Below are 12,851 nucleotides of genomic sequence, written 5' to 3'. Positions count from 1 at the left end.
TGGCATAGTTTCTAGTTTGATTTGGCATCCGTGAAGGCGAAGTTCGTTACTGTGATGCGATGGGCGCGATATGCGTATGCATTTCATAATGTAAAGCATAATCAGATTGTGTAGCGTTCAGAGGTGCTGATGTTAGACAATATCAAACGCTATGCATAATGGGCCAGGGGTCGCTCGATTAACTAGAAAACGCGATGTTTTGTAACCGCGCGGCGGGACGAACGTTTTCGTGTTAGGAAAGTTCTCCGTATGTGATAGTACGCCTGGCTTCTTTCCATGTGGCCGCCGCCCGGACCCGGTCCCCGACAAAAGATAGGGCCCCGTCGCCGGGGCCCTTTGAGATCCTATGGAGGCGACGCCCGGATTCGAACCGGGGGTAAAGGCTTTGCAGGCCTCTGCCTTACCGCTTGGCCACGTCGCCGTATATGAAAAGAGCCGATTGGAAAACCGGCTCCCTGCATGCGATGGAGCGGACAACGGGGCTCGAACCCGCGACCCCAACCTTGGCAAGGTTGTGCTCTACCAACTGAGCCATGTCCGCTTGCGAGAAAGTAATATACGCGATTTTGCCCACGCGCGCAAGGGAAATCACGCTCTGCACATGTTGTTCAAAGCCGCTCGGATCGAGGTGGTGTGTTCGGGCCACGTGGCATGCGAAATCACGTCTGGCGGTTTTTCTCGTGACTACGGCCCGGACCCGGTCCCCGACAAAAGATAGGGCCCCGTCGCCGGGGCCCTTTGAGATCCTATGGAGGCGACGCCCGGATTCGAACCGGGGGTAAAGGCTTTGCAGGCCTCTGCCTTACCGCTTGGCCACGTCGCCGTATATGAAAAGAGCCGATTGGAAAACCGGCTCCCTGCATGCGATGGAGCGGACAACGGGGCTCGAACCCGCGACCCCAACCTTGGCAAGGTTGTGCTCTACCAACTGAGCCATGTCCGCTTGCGAGAAAGTAATATACGCGATTTTGCCCACGCGCGCAAGGGAATTTTCAAAAAAGTTCGACGCGCTACAATGTCGTACTGCGCTGTGCCGTCGATCCCATATCCCGAAAGGCAACCTGTGTTTCGTGTCGTCGTATTCATCCTTCTGGTGTTCCTGCTCGTGCGGGCCGCATTATGGCTCGTCCAGCGGCATCACGACGCGCACGGCTCGGGAAAGGAGTTCGATCGGCTGCTGTCGGAGGGCCTGATCGATTCCGGCGTGTTCGCAGGCGCGACATGGTCCGAGCACACGCGCTTCGGCAAGCGCCGCCGCCGTGCGCTGCTCGCGCGGGAACAGCGACGGTTCCTGCGCGATACCAAGCGTTTCTTCCGCAATCAGTACCTGGAGGCCCATCCGCCTGCAATCTATCAGCTCATCGTGATCTTCCTGATCGCATCGGTGCTGGGGCTCGTGCTCGAGACGGTTTACACGTTCGTCGTGTTCGGTATCGTCGAGAGCCGTGTGGGACTGGTCTGGGGACCGTTCTCGCCGCTGTACGGCGTCGGCGCGGTGCTGCTCACGGTGTGCCTCTGGTCGGTGCGCGATCGTGCCTGGTGGCAGGTTTTCCTGTTGTCCGCGGTATTGGGAGGCACGCTCGAACAGGCGGCGGGGTGGAGCATGGCTCACTTCGCCGATGCCCAGTCCTGGACGTACCTCGGTCTTCCCGATCACATCACCCAATGGGTGGCGGTGCGCTTCCTTATCATGTGGGGCGTGGTGGGCCTCGTGTGGTGCAAGCTCATCATGCCCGAATTGATCTATCGGATCGGTGAACCCGACACGCGCCAACAGAAGGTGATCGTCGGCGTGCTCGGTGCGTTCCTGGCACTCGACATCGCGATGACGCTCGCGTGCTTCTATCGGGCCGCCGAACGCGCCCACGACATGCCGGCGAGCGGTCCGTTCGATGCGTACGTCGACGCGCATTTCGGCGATGCCTTCATGGCGAGGAAGTTCGAGAACATGCGTATCGGGGCAGGCCTTCCTCCATCGCCGCGCTAAGGCCCCAGATGTTGTTCATGACATATCCGAGCTGCGATTTTTGCAACAATACTCGCAGCTTGGCGCATCAAATCCAAACTTTTTCAAATTTCCGCTTTACAGGCGCGCGGAGGTTCGGTATATTATCACCTGCGCTGAAGAGCGCACCCTGAACGGGCGTTTAGCTCAGGGGGAGAGCGCTTCCCTGACACGGAAGAGGTCACAAGTTCAAATCTTGTAACGCCCACCAAACTTTCGCAGGTCAGAGGCTATGGTCTCTGACCTGTTTTCGTTTTGTCCAAATAGCTGTCCAACCTTCTGTCCAAATTCGCTCGGATTCACCGGACGATATGGAATGTCAAGTTATGCATGGACTTGAGTATCGGCACCTCAAGGTGCCGATATAGTGCCACCAATATCCCATAATCATCTAACCATTATTCGGCCCATGTGATTCGGGAGCCGGACTCTTCAGTTTCCGGTCGTAGGGTAGAATTGCTTGCATGATGGATGATGCTAAGAAACTCACAGCTTGGGGTATGGGTGACGGCGTGCATGACGCGCTACCCCTCAAGCCCATAACGACTCCTGAGCAGCAGATTGATTTGCTCAGGGGCAAGGGCGTCACGTTTGAGCGCTGTGCGGAGGAGCGCGCTCGAGATTCTTTCGAGTGTCGAGACCTACCTGCACCTCTCCGCCTACCGGGTGCTTTTCCAGCGTCATGAGGACGGCCCCGACGCCGGGAAGTTCGTGAGCCTCGACTTCGGGGACCTCTTGGACGTGAGCTCTCTCGATGACGTTCCCCGCGAGACGTTTCGCCTCATGGCGAAGGATGTCGAGCGCGCGGTCAGGGCATGGCTCGTGTCCGATGCCGCTGAGCGCGGGGAGGATGGCTACGGGATTGTCGCCGACTTCGTGTCCTCCCTACCGCGCGGCTTCCGCGAGGGGTTGAGACGCGATCTCGTATCGCGTTCCCAGGCGGACGAGTACGCGGGATCGCTGATCGACCATTACCGGGATGCCATGCCTGTATGGGTTCTGCTGGAAGTGGTACCGTTCGGGACGCTGCTCGCCTTTTACCTCTTTTGCGTTGAGCGCTGGGAGGAGGTGGGGAGGCGGGAGATTCACTACGCTCTTAAGGATGTGAAGGCCGTTCGTAACTGTGCGAGCCATGCGGGCTGCCTGTGCAACGGCTTCGTGCCCGAGCGCGAGACGAGGCACGCAACCTCGGGGGTCGCGCTCGAGTGGCTGAACGCCCACGGCATCCGCAACAGCAAGGGCCGTCGAGCCAGATTGCGCAACCGTCGCACGCAACAGCTCGTGACCACCGCGGCACTGCATGACATGCTTGCGGGCGAATATGCCTCGCCGGCGGCGCTTGACGCGGTCGCTGGCCTCCGTCCCCTGATGGACGACGCGATCGCGCGCTATGGGACGCAGAACCCTCTCGTGTCTCATCTTGCGTTTCTTGCAAGGGTTCTTGACGTGGCACGAGGCTGATGCCATGATGTACGCAGATGCAAAAACCTTCGAGGTTTTGTAAGGGCCGGTCCTCTCGGGGACTGGCTCTAGTTGTTTATGGGGCCCTAATTGATGTTGGATGCCATGCGGTGACTTGAAGAACGACCGGCGGGTGATTTTGGGTCGTGCCTATGGGTTCCTAGCCGGCGTAGCTCACGGGTTTTGGATTCCCATACATGCGTCGTGTGGCATGACGATTGTATAGACCAGGGAAGCTATAAATCGATCACTTGGTTGGCGACATCGTCGAAGAGCCCCTCGTGGTCCACTACGACGACGAGACGATTGCGCGCAAGGCGGGAGAGCAGGTTGCGCAGCGAGGCCTTGGCGGCGGGGTCGAGACCGGTCAACGGCTCGTCTAGGAGTAGCACGTCGGCGCCGCGCAGCAGGGCGCGGGCGATGGCCGCTCGCTGTCGCTCCCCGCCCGAGAGGAGCGACCCTGCAGGCCCCACGGGCGAAGCATCACCCTCCGGGAGTCGTGCCGAGACGTCGCAGAGCCCCGACGCGGAGAACTGTAGACGTTAGTTTAATAACGGGCTGCATCCCGCTTTAAAAACGGGCCGCCCCGCTCCGACGTATGCTGTGCGTCGGAGGTGATTGGGAGATGGTCAACTTGAAAGGCAAGATGGAAATCATCCAGATGCACCTGATGGGTGAGTCAAACCGCAGCATAGCAGCCAAGCTGGGTCTCAACCGCAAGACGGTCGATAAGTACGTGGCGCAATACAAGACGGCGCAGGCGGAGATACTCGCGCACGGCAGCTCGCGCGATGCCGTCCGTGAAGCCGCCGAGTCCATTGTCGCCGCGCCGGCATACAAAAAGAGGAATTCGCCGCCCCGTAAATGGAATGCCGAGATGGACGAATTCCTCGATGCGATTCTCGCAGCCGAGGAGGAGAAGCGCAAGAAGCTGCGCACGGGCAAGCAGCAGCTCACCAAGGCCCAGATCCACGCGCTCATGCGCGGCGAGGGGTTTGATATCGGGCTTACCACGGTGTCCAGGAAGATCGATGCCAGACGCCATGCCGCGCCCGAAGCCTTCGTGGCGCAGAGCTATCGGTACGGCCAGCGTTTTGAATACGACTTCGGGGAGGCGCGTCTCTATATCGCGGGCAAGTTCACCAAGGTCTTCATGGCTGTGATGACAGCGCCCGCATCAGGGTACCGCTTCGCCTTCCTGTATCCCCACCAGCGCTTCGACGCCTTCGCAGACTCGCAGGTGCGCTTCTTCGAGCGCATGGGAGGGTGCTTCGAGGAAGGCGTCTACGACAACATGCGCAACGTCGTCGCCAAGTTCGTCGGGCGCGGCGAGAAGCTCCTCAACGGGAACCTGATGGCCCTGGCGGCCTACTACGGCTTCCGCGTGGTCACCACCAATGCTCGCGAGGGCAACGAGAAGGGCAGCGTGGAGAACGCCGTGAAGGCGGTGCGCAACGCGGCGTTCGTGGCCGCATAGGAGTTCGCCTCGCTGAGGGAGGCCCAGGGGCATCTCGACGCGGTGCTCTCCAGGCTCAACGCCGACAAGCCCGTAGACGAAGAGCGCGCAGCGCTCACGCCCTACCGGCCGCCCTACGAGGTGGCCGACATGAGGCCCGCCTCGGCCGTCGACAAGTACTCGTGCGTCACCGTCGGCGGCTCGCAGTACTCGGTGCCCGATTGCCATGTCGGCAAGCGGGTGCTGGTGAAGGCGTATCCCACTGAGATCGTGTGCGTGCCGGGCGGCGAGGTCGTCGCCCGGCACGCCAGGTCGCTCGAGCCCCGGGGCCATGGTCCTCGATGTGCGCCATTACCTCCACACGTTCCTGCGCAAACCCGGTGCCCTGGCCAACTCGACGGCGCTAGCCGCGCATTCCGAGCTCAAAGCGGTGTTCGACGAGATGTACGCCGGCCGCCCTCGTGAGTTCGCGAGCATCATGCTGGCATGCGAAGACGCCCCGATCGGCGCATGCATCGAGGCGCTGCGGCGGCGAGGGGCCCCCTCGGCCGGCGCGCGCCCGGGAAGCGGCCGCGATGCCATCGCCGAGAAGGCGCTGGCGCAGATAAAGCTCATCGGCGCCGTGGGAAGGAGCGTGGCCTAGGATGCAGACGGCCCAGATCGAGGCGATGGCCGAGCGCCTGAAATGCACCTATATAAGAAATTCCATCGACCCGTTCCTCGAAGAGGCCGCCGCCGAGGGGTGGGGCACGGTCGAGGCGCTGTCCGAGCTCCTGTCCCGCGAGTGCGAGACGCGCAGGCTCAACGGGATCCGCCGCCGCATGTCCCGCGCCCATTTCCCGTTCCAGATGCGCTTCGAGATGTTCGTCGATACCCACCTATCTCCCGAAGTGAGGCGCGAGGCCCGCATACTTGAAACCATGGCGTTCCTCGACGACGGGTCGAACGTCGTCCTCGTGGGGAACCCAGGCGTCGGGAAGACCGCCCTGGCGGTGGCGCTCGGGACCAAGGCCTGCGAGGAGGGGCGCACGGTCGCCTTCATCAACGTGCCGAACCTCGTGATAGAGATGAAGGAGGCGATGAGCCTGAACCAGCTCACGGCCTACAAGAAGGGCTTCGAGCGATATGACCTAGTGATATTGGACGATTTGGGCTACTGCTCGTTCAACCGCGAATGCGGCGAGGTCTTGTTCAACCTGTTGTCGAGCCGCAACGGCAAGGGCTCGACCATCATCACGACCAACCTGATGTTTGACCGGTGGGACGAGGTGTTCGACGACCCGGTCCTCACGGGCGTCATCGTCGACCGCATCGCGCACAAGGTCCACGTCGTGGACATGACGGGGGAAAGCTACCGAGTGATCGAGACGAAGGAGTGGATAGAGAGGGCAAACAAGATGATGGACTAAGCAGCGAGACGGCAAGGAGGGCGGCCCGTTTTTAAAGCGGGATGCGGCCCGTTATTGAGTTGACATATACAGCGCGACCGTGAGCTCGCAGGCAAACTGCCGGCCACCCACCCAGTACACCATCGAGCCCCACTTCTCGTGAAGCGCCTTGGTGGCGCCGGCGAGCGAGAGCAGGCGCTTGTCGACATTCGCAAAGTCCATGGCGGCCCCCGATCAGGGAAACGGATCGCCCTGCCAAAGGCTACCAGACAGAAATAGGCCGGGGCACCGTCTTCGGCGACCCCGGCCCGTCAGTCACGCCCCGCTGCGTCTACGCGTTGAGCTTCTCCTTAAGGGAGAGCAGCTCACGATAGGTGTCGGCGAAGTTCAGCGCCATGAGCTTGCAGGTCTCGGCACTCGCCATCTGATCCTCGGCGTGGAGGAGGAGCAGCGGCAGCGTCTCCTTGCCCTCGCCGGACGCCTCGGCCTGAAGCAGCTTCATGTGCACCCCATGGCCTCCGTTGTATGCCTCGTCACCCTGCTTGACTAGCTCAGCCGCCGTGGCAAAGTCGCCCTCCTTGGCCTTGGCGATCGAGTTGACGTAGCAGGACTTGGCGGCGCCCACGCAGCTGATCATCTCGAAGCAGATCTGCTCGAGCTCGTTCATGTCTTCCATCTCAGCCTCCTTGCTGACTAGCCGAGCATCTTCTTGACGTCATCGAGAATCTTGGCGGCATCCATGCGACCGTAGTCGACCATCGGGATGACGGCGACGGGGATACGCCCCTCGACGGCCTTCTCGAAATCGCCCTTCGCGTAGCCAATCTGAGGTCCAAGGAGGATGACGTCGGCCTCGTTGATGTGGTCCATGGCCTCGTTCATCGGGCGCGCCTCGATTGCGACCTCCTCACCGCGAGCCGCAACCTCCTTCTGCATCTTCTGGACGAGCAAGCTCGTGGACATGCCCGCGTTGCAGCACAGCATAATCTTCATGATCTGTCCTTTCCGACCGGCATACCGGTCCTTGCATCCGACGACCGCCAGATGACGGTCACCGCTTCTTGACATGGGACCCCCTCGGGACACCTCCCGGGGGTCCCTCCGCGGACAAGCTGGTATGGCCCGTCCGCAGAGAGCAGGGGGAACTACGCGACTACTCCTGAGCTATCTCGAACTGCTTGCGCTGCGCGGTCTCCGATGCCTTCATGAAGGGCAGGTAGATCAGCGTGAAGATTACCAGCAGCACGATCTGGAGAATGCTCGCGCGGATATCACCACCCGTGGACAGGATGCCCGAGACAATGATTGGCGTGGTCCAGGGCACCTGGATGCAGGTGGGGTTGACGAGGCCGATGACCGTGGCAAAGTAGCCGACGAGGATGCCGATGATGGTGTTGAGCACAAACGGAACCATGAGCGGGATGTTGAACACGACCGGGTAGCCGTAGATGACCGGCTCATTGATGTTGAAGAGGGCAGGTAGGATGCCGAGCTTGGCCACCTCGCGGGAGGGGCGCCACTTGCCCCAGATGAACGTTGCGATGAGCAGCGCCAGCGTACAGCCCGAACCGCCCAAGAGCGCGTAGACGTTGATGGTGTTCATGTTGAGCCACAGGTCCGGACGGGCGATGACCGCGTCGATGCCGCCGGAGCTGTATACACTCGTGGCCTCGACGAGCACGACCGTGAGGACGGGCTCGACGAGCACGCCGTTGATGGTGGACTGGTGGATGCCGAGGGTGAACAGGAACATACCGAGCGAGTAGATCACCACGAGGCCGATCGGGTTGGTGGTGAGGGCTCGCAGCGGGGTCTGGATGAAGGTGTTAATGAGAGCAGTGACGTCAGTCTTGAAGCCTGCGTAGAGAACCATCGAGAGCACGCCGAAGGCGCCCAGGGTAAGCAGCATCGGAATCAGGACATTGAAGGACTTCTCGACCGCGGGCGGCACGCCTTCGGGCATCTTGATGCGCAGCTTCTCGACACCCGAGACCTTAATGAAGAGCGTGGGCGCAAACAGGCCGATGATGATGCCGGTGAACATGCCGTTGGTACCCGTGTAGTTGGTGATGAACGCGCTCGAGACCTGAGCGGTGGTCACCTCTTCGGCCACGTAGAGCGGCGATGACGTAGCAAGGTTGGCAGCCACCGTCTGCGGCATCATGATGAAGAAGACCGCGAGCGCCACCACTACGCATGAGACGGGATTGTCGAAGCGCTTGTTGTTCGCGAGGCTGTAGCCCACCATAGCGCATAGCAGGATGGCTGAGATGGAGAGCGCACCCTGCGTGAGCGAGCTGCCCCAGTACTGGGCCGTGGCGAGCACATCGGCGTTCGGGAAGAGCCCGGGGTTGCTCGGGTCCGCGCTCCACAGGAACGTGAAGACCACGTTGTTGAGCAATGCGGCGATGCCGGCAAGGATGAAGATCGGCATGATGGTGGCGAAGCCATCGCGCAGGCTGCGCAAGTGCACCTGGTTGCCGACCTTGGCGGAGACTTCCGCGAACTTGTCGAGGAAGCTTTGTCCGTTGGCCATGTCTTTCACTCCTAACTGAACTGTTGGAAACATTAGTCGTACCATCGCGCTCCCCCTCCAGGGAGGCGCGTATCCGATGACCGAACCAGGGGGGAGGGAGCCCGGGACCGTTCCTCCCAATCCGGACCAAGGACCTACTTCACCGCGTGCGTCGTGGTGACCTCCTTGAGCCAAGCGGCTGATTTCTTGGGTCTGCGCTCGTAGTTCTCCATGAGGTCGACCTCGACGAAGCCATAGCGGTTCTTGAAGGCGTTTGCCCAGGACCAGTTGTCAATGAGGCCCCAGTAGTGGTAGCCGCGGCACTTGGCACCGTCGTTGATTGCGCGGGCGATCCAGGAGAGGTGGTCGCGCACGAAGTCGACACGATAGTCGTCCTGGATCTGGCCGCTCTCGTCGCGGTTGAGATACTCGCCCTCGATACCGATGCCGTTCTCGGACACGAACCACTCGAGGTCGGGGTACTCGTCACGGCACTTCATGCCGAAGTCGTAGATGCCCTTGGGGTAGATCTCCCAGCCGCGGCTCTCGTTCATGACGCGCTCGGGCCAGACGTAGGGCTCGGCGAAGAGCGGGTTGCCCCACTCGTCGCGGTCGCGGCTCGGCGCCTGCACGCGGCAGGGCTGGTAGTAGTTGCAGCCGAGCCAGTCCACGACGCCCAAGCGCAGGACCTCCTCGTCGCCGGGGCGCGCCGGGACGGGCGTCCCGAGGCGGGCAAGGGTCTCGAGCACGTCCGCGGGCAGGCTACCCTTGGTCGCGAGGTCGAGCCACCAGCGCGTGGTGAGGCCGTCGTTCATGCGCAGCGCCTCGAGGTCGGCCTCGCTCGGGTCCTCCTTGGTGTAGGAGGGGCTGAAGTTGCACACGATGCCAATGCGCGCGTCCAGACGGAGCGCGCCCTCCTCGCGCGCCGCGCGGTAGCGGGCGACGCCGAGCGCGTGCGCGATCGAGATGTTGTACTGCGCCACCACGGCCTCGCGGAAGCTGTGGTGCTGCGGGTACCAGCCACCGTGCCAGTAGCGGTTCTCGGGCTCGACGCTCGGCTCGTTGAACGTGAACCAGTACCGGACCTCCTTGCCGAACTCGTGGAGCGCCTTCTCGACGTAGTTCGCGTACGCCTCGCAGGTCTCGCGGCTCTCCCAGCCGCCGCGGCGGAAGAGGTAGGTGGGGAGGTCAAAGTGGTAGAGGGTCACGAAGGGCTCGAGCCCCGCCTCGCGCGCCGCGCGGAAGAGCTCGTGATACCACGCCGCGCCCTCGGGGTTGACGTTGCCGTCCGCGTCGAGCAGACGGCTCCACTGGATCGACGTGCGGAAGCTGTCGAGCCCGAGCCCCTTGAGGATGGCAAGGTCCTCCTGGTACCGGTGCATGAAATCGTTGCCCACGTAGGAGCCCACGCGGTTGTGGAACGCCCCGATGTCCTCGTTGGACCAGGTGTCCCAGAGGTTCTCGAGCTTGCCGCCTACGTTCCAGCCTCCCTCCGTCTGCGGACCGGACATCGCCGCACCGAAGAAGAAGTCCTTGGGCAAGGTCAGTTCTGCCATGATGCCTCCTTTTCCTCGCTCGTCCTGCGCGGCTCTTTGTCGCGCTTTGTTGATTAAATTGTAGCGCTTTTATTTTCTCTATGTATCGGATTTTTTGCCGACAAAGACGAGGACAAAGGAAGATAATGGATTACGTCAGACGAGAACCACGTCGATGAGCTGGGGTTTTGCAGCCGACCAGCCCGACGGGGCGCAATGCGCACGAACCCGCGCCCTCTTGCCTGGCCGCAAAATCAAACCGCTCGCGGGCGAAACAAGACCGTTCGCGGAGCGCGTCGAGGACCGCGGGAAGCACGAGGGGAGCCGCCATGCTCAAGTACGAGACGATTGCCCAGGACATCCAGAGCCGCATCGAGGACGGCGCCCTCGCGCCCAACGACAAGCTACCGACGGTCGTGGACCTCTGCGACCGCTACGGCGTGAGCAAGATCACCGTCAAGCGCGCCTTCGAGATCCTCACCGAGAGGGGCCTCATCGCGAGCAAGCGCGGGTCGGGCACCTACGTGAAGAACACCACGGAGCTCTTCGACACGGGGGCCGTCGACCCGCTGCTCGTGGGCGAGGACGGCACGCGGGAGGACACGTTCGGGTTCACCAGGTCCGACCAGCCGATCGGCTTCACCGCCTCGCACAGCGCGCGCGGGAGGAGCGTGAGCTCGGTCGTCTACGACTTCTCGGTCACGAACCCGCCCGAGAGCGTCGCGCGGCACCTGAGCATCTCCCCCGACGACTTCACCTACTACTTCTGCCGGGTGCGCTGCCTTGAGGACGACCCAATTACGATTGAGTACACCTACATGCCGATCGACGTAACGCCCGGCCTCAAGCGCGACCAGCTCTACCACTCCGTCTACTCGTTCGTCCAGGATACGCTCGGGCTCAAGATCTCGAGCTTCCACCGCATCATCCGCGCCGTGGGCGCGACCGAGGAGGAGGCCGGGCGCCTGCGGCTCGACGCGGGCGCCCCCCTGCTCGAGATCTCCCAGGTCGGCTTCCTCGACGACGGAACGCCCTTCGAGTTCTCCGTCGCACGCAGCAACGGCATGCGCTCCGAGCTGCGCGACGTGAACGTCATATAGGCAGCAGGCAGGGACAGGAGAAGGACATGAAGAAGCTGGCGGTTCTCGACGTAGGCGGCTCCGCGATCAAGTACTGCACCATGTGCGGACCGGGCCTCGAGGGCAAGGGGAAGGTGCCCACCCCCGACGGGGAGAGTCACGACCCCGAGCCGTTCCTCGAGGCCATCGAGGGCATCCTCGCCCGCATAGGTGACGTCGAGGGCCTGGCCCTCTCCATGCCGGGAGAGATCGACGCACGCCGAAAGTACATCCGAACGGGCGGCGCACTGCTCTACAACTACGACGTCGACGTGACGGAGTGGGAGCGGCGCCTCGGTCTCACGATCGAGGTAGAGAACGACGCGCGCTGCTCGGCAATCGCTGAGTTCTCCCGCGGTAACCTCCAGGGCGTTAACTGCGGCGTGGTTCTTGTCTTTGGGACGGGCATCGGCGGCGGTGTGGTCATCGACGGCAAGGTCCTGCGGGGAGCGCACCTCTTTGCGGGGGAGGCCTCGAAGGTCCTCACCTCCTGGCCCGAGAGGGTCTGCGACCCCATTGCAAACGACCGTCTTTGGTCGTCCGCCTGCTCGACAAAATCCCTATGCGAGCGCGTCGCCCGAGCAAAGGGAATCGACGGCTGCGACGGACGGCAGCTCTTCGGCTGGCTCGAGGACGGGGACGAGGTCGTCGCCGGCGTGTTCCATCGGGTGTGCGACGAGATTGCCCTTCAGATTCACAACATCCAGTGCTGGCTCGACCCCGAGCGCGTCTGCCTTGGCGGCGGCATCAGCCAGAACCCGCTCTTCGTGGAGGGCGTGAGGGACGCACACCGGCGCTTCAACGCCGCGTTTGACAACGCATTCCCCGATACGGATATCGTGGCGTGTCGGTTCTTCAACGATGCCAACCTCATCGGCGCCTACGAGCACTTCCTCGCCATGGAGCAATCGCGCTGACATGCGCGCATTATAGAAATACATAGCGTCACATAGGGTAAAACTGACCCAAAAAGAGGCCTGTCTCTTTTTGGGTCTTTCCTTGGATTGGCTGATATGGCTGATGTGGCTATACTTAATTGGACACATCGATGAGAGTCCGAGGGCCCCTCGAGGAAGGGAGGCCCCATGCGGGGTCCGAAGCACCCCGGGCAGTTCACCGAGGAGTTCAGGAGGCAGATAGTCGCTCTGGTGGGCTCCGGCAAGCCCCGTGCCGAGGTGATGCGCGAGTGCGACCTCGGCAAGTCGACGCTCGACCGCTGGATCCGCCGCGTGCACGCGTGCGGCTCCACCGCCGCCGCGGACAACCGGACGCCCGAGCAGGACCGCCCCATCGAGCTGGAGCGGGAGGACGCCCGCCTCAGGATGGAGGTCGATGCGCTAAAACAAGCGGCGCCGATGTTCGCACGAAGGTGA

14 protein-coding genes, 5 tRNA genes and 1 pseudogene are annotated in these 12,851 nt (G+C 62.2%); 10 read left to right on the top strand and 10 right to left on the bottom strand.

The features are described from left to right. Positions 1 to 347 precede the first annotated feature (347 nt). The 4 genes from I6E04_RS07225 to I6E04_RS07210 form a co-directional block, all read right to left on the bottom strand. Positions 348 to 421 (bottom strand) — tRNA-Cys (locus tag I6E04_RS07225). 44 nt (positions 422 to 465) lie between these two features. Then, positions 466 to 541, bottom strand: a tRNA-Gly gene (locus I6E04_RS07220). Positions 542 to 749: 208 nt separating this feature from the next. Further along, positions 750 to 823 (bottom strand) — tRNA-Cys (locus tag I6E04_RS07215). A gap of 44 nt (positions 824 to 867) precedes the next feature. Continuing rightward, a tRNA-Gly gene (locus tag I6E04_RS07210) sits at positions 868 to 943 on the bottom strand. Positions 944 to 1,063: 120 nt separating this feature from the next. On the opposite strand from I6E04_RS07210, the gene I6E04_RS07205 reads away from it, so the two are divergent. The 3 genes from I6E04_RS07205 to I6E04_RS07195 all read left to right on the top strand — a co-directional run bounded on the left by I6E04_RS07205 (position 1,064) and on the right by I6E04_RS07195 (position 3,466). Further along, complete coding sequence (locus I6E04_RS07205) at positions 1,064 to 1,987, top strand: putative ABC transporter permease (RefSeq protein WP_235422516.1); 924 nt, start codon at positions 1,064 to 1,066, stop codon at positions 1,985 to 1,987. 154 nt (positions 1,988 to 2,141) lie between these two features. After that, positions 2,142 to 2,216 (top strand) — tRNA-Val (locus tag I6E04_RS07200). 389 nt (positions 2,217 to 2,605) lie between these two features. Further along, entirely contained in the window at positions 2,606 to 3,466 is an 861-nt protein-coding gene (locus tag I6E04_RS07195) for an Abi family protein (RefSeq protein WP_235422553.1), read from the top strand. Between the two features lie 236 nt (positions 3,467 to 3,702). On the opposite strand, the gene I6E04_RS07190 is transcribed toward I6E04_RS07195, so the two are convergent. After that, positions 3,703 to 3,939, bottom strand: coding sequence for an ATP-binding cassette domain-containing protein (locus I6E04_RS07190; protein ID WP_235422515.1), 237 nt, complete (start codon positions 3,937 to 3,939; stop codon positions 3,703 to 3,705). 152 nt (positions 3,940 to 4,091) lie between these two features. Between I6E04_RS07190 and I6E04_RS07185 the strand changes: the two genes are divergently transcribed. The 4 genes and pseudogenes from I6E04_RS07185 to istB all read left to right on the top strand — a co-directional run bounded on the left by I6E04_RS07185 (position 4,092) and on the right by istB (position 6,331). Then, positions 4,092 to 4,943 (top strand): helix-turn-helix domain-containing protein, encoded by an 852-nt coding sequence (locus I6E04_RS07185; protein WP_235422514.1) that lies wholly within the window; start codon positions 4,092 to 4,094, stop codon positions 4,941 to 4,943. Positions 4,944 to 4,985: 42 nt separating this feature from the next. Then, positions 4,986 to 5,234, top strand: a pseudogene (locus I6E04_RS09950) (Mu transposase domain-containing protein); the annotation flags it as partial. 31 nt (positions 5,235 to 5,265) lie between these two features. Continuing rightward, the gene (locus I6E04_RS07180) at positions 5,266 to 5,565 is read left to right on the top strand and encodes a hypothetical protein (RefSeq protein WP_235422513.1); all 300 of its coding nucleotides are present in this window, start codon (positions 5,266 to 5,268) and stop codon (positions 5,563 to 5,565) included. Between the two features lies 1 nt (position 5,566). Further along, positions 5,567 to 6,331 carry an IS21-like element helper ATPase IstB gene (gene istB, locus I6E04_RS07175; protein ID WP_235422512.1) on the top strand — a complete coding sequence of 255 codons (765 nt, stop codon included), beginning with the start codon at positions 5,567 to 5,569 and terminating at the stop codon, positions 6,329 to 6,331. Between the two features lie 51 nt (positions 6,332 to 6,382). Here the strand turns inward: istB and I6E04_RS07170 are convergent, their stop codons facing one another. The 5 genes from I6E04_RS07170 to I6E04_RS07150 form a co-directional block, all read right to left on the bottom strand. Beyond that, on the bottom strand, positions 6,383 to 6,532 hold the full coding sequence (locus I6E04_RS07170) for a hypothetical protein (protein WP_235422511.1): 150 nt from the start codon (positions 6,530 to 6,532) through the stop codon (positions 6,383 to 6,385). Positions 6,533 to 6,641: 109 nt separating this feature from the next. Continuing rightward, positions 6,642 to 6,986, bottom strand: a complete 345-nt coding sequence (locus I6E04_RS07165; RefSeq protein ID WP_235422510.1) for a PTS lactose/cellobiose transporter subunit IIA — start codon at positions 6,984 to 6,986, stop codon at positions 6,642 to 6,644. Between the two features lie 17 nt (positions 6,987 to 7,003). Beyond that, on the bottom strand, positions 7,004 to 7,378 hold the full coding sequence (locus I6E04_RS07160; protein ID WP_328225577.1) for a PTS sugar transporter subunit IIB: 375 nt from the start codon (positions 7,376 to 7,378) through the stop codon (positions 7,004 to 7,006). An 85-nt stretch (positions 7,379 to 7,463) separates the two neighbouring features. Further along, complete coding sequence (locus I6E04_RS07155; RefSeq protein WP_235422509.1) at positions 7,464 to 8,846, bottom strand: PTS sugar transporter subunit IIC; 1,383 nt, start codon at positions 8,844 to 8,846, stop codon at positions 7,464 to 7,466. Between the two features lie 134 nt (positions 8,847 to 8,980). Next, the gene (locus I6E04_RS07150; protein ID WP_235422508.1) at positions 8,981 to 10,381 is read right to left on the bottom strand and encodes a glycoside hydrolase family 1 protein; all 1,401 of its coding nucleotides are present in this window, start codon (positions 10,379 to 10,381) and stop codon (positions 8,981 to 8,983) included. Positions 10,382 to 10,689: 308 nt separating this feature from the next. Between I6E04_RS07150 and I6E04_RS07145 the strand changes: the two genes are divergently transcribed. The 3 genes from I6E04_RS07145 to I6E04_RS07135 all read left to right on the top strand — a co-directional run bounded on the left by I6E04_RS07145 (position 10,690) and on the right by I6E04_RS07135 (position 12,851). Then, positions 10,690 to 11,460: a GntR family transcriptional regulator gene (locus tag I6E04_RS07145; protein ID WP_235422507.1), complete on the top strand. Its 771-nt coding sequence runs from the start codon at positions 10,690 to 10,692 to the stop codon at positions 11,458 to 11,460. Between the two features lie 26 nt (positions 11,461 to 11,486). After that, positions 11,487 to 12,395: an ROK family protein gene (locus I6E04_RS07140; protein ID WP_235422506.1), complete on the top strand. Its 909-nt coding sequence runs from the start codon at positions 11,487 to 11,489 to the stop codon at positions 12,393 to 12,395. A 168-nt stretch (positions 12,396 to 12,563) separates the two neighbouring features. Next, positions 12,564 to 12,851 carry a transposase gene (locus I6E04_RS07135; protein ID WP_235422505.1) on the top strand — a complete coding sequence of 96 codons (288 nt, stop codon included), beginning with the start codon at positions 12,564 to 12,566 and terminating at the stop codon, positions 12,849 to 12,851.

Source organism: Collinsella tanakaei (assembly GCF_021531055.1).
In the GTDB taxonomy this organism is placed as follows: Bacteria; Actinomycetota; Coriobacteriia; order Coriobacteriales; family Coriobacteriaceae; genus Collinsella; species Collinsella tanakaei_B.
The sequence above is the reverse complement of the archived record's forward strand: the minus strand, read 5'-3'. Positions and strand labels throughout refer to the sequence as shown.

Coding starts and splice junctions, on each gene's coding strand:
- I6E04_RS07165 (WP_235422510.1), bottom strand. CDS start 6,986: ATGGAAGACATGAACGAGCTCGAGCAGATCTGCTTCGAGATGATCAGC.
- istB (WP_235422512.1), top strand. CDS start 5,567: ATGCAGACGGCCCAGATCGAGGCGATGGCCGAGCGCCTGAAATGCACC.
- I6E04_RS07155 (WP_235422509.1), bottom strand. CDS start 8,846: ATGGCCAACGGACAAAGCTTCCTCGACAAGTTCGCGGAAGTCTCCGCC.
- I6E04_RS07185 (WP_235422514.1), top strand. CDS start 4,092: ATGGTCAACTTGAAAGGCAAGATGGAAATCATCCAGATGCACCTGATG.
- I6E04_RS07135 (WP_235422505.1), top strand. CDS start 12,564: ATGCGGGGTCCGAAGCACCCCGGGCAGTTCACCGAGGAGTTCAGGAGG.
- I6E04_RS07140 (WP_235422506.1), top strand. CDS start 11,487: ATGAAGAAGCTGGCGGTTCTCGACGTAGGCGGCTCCGCGATCAAGTAC.
- I6E04_RS07170 (WP_235422511.1), bottom strand. CDS start 6,532: ATGGACTTTGCGAATGTCGACAAGCGCCTGCTCTCGCTCGCCGGCGCC.
- I6E04_RS07150 (WP_235422508.1), bottom strand. CDS start 10,381: ATGGCAGAACTGACCTTGCCCAAGGACTTCTTCTTCGGTGCGGCGATG.
- I6E04_RS07145 (WP_235422507.1), top strand. CDS start 10,690: ATGCTCAAGTACGAGACGATTGCCCAGGACATCCAGAGCCGCATCGAG.
- I6E04_RS07160 (WP_328225577.1), bottom strand. CDS start 7,378: ATGTCAAGAAGCGGTGACCGTCATCTGGCGGTCGTCGGATGCAAGGAC.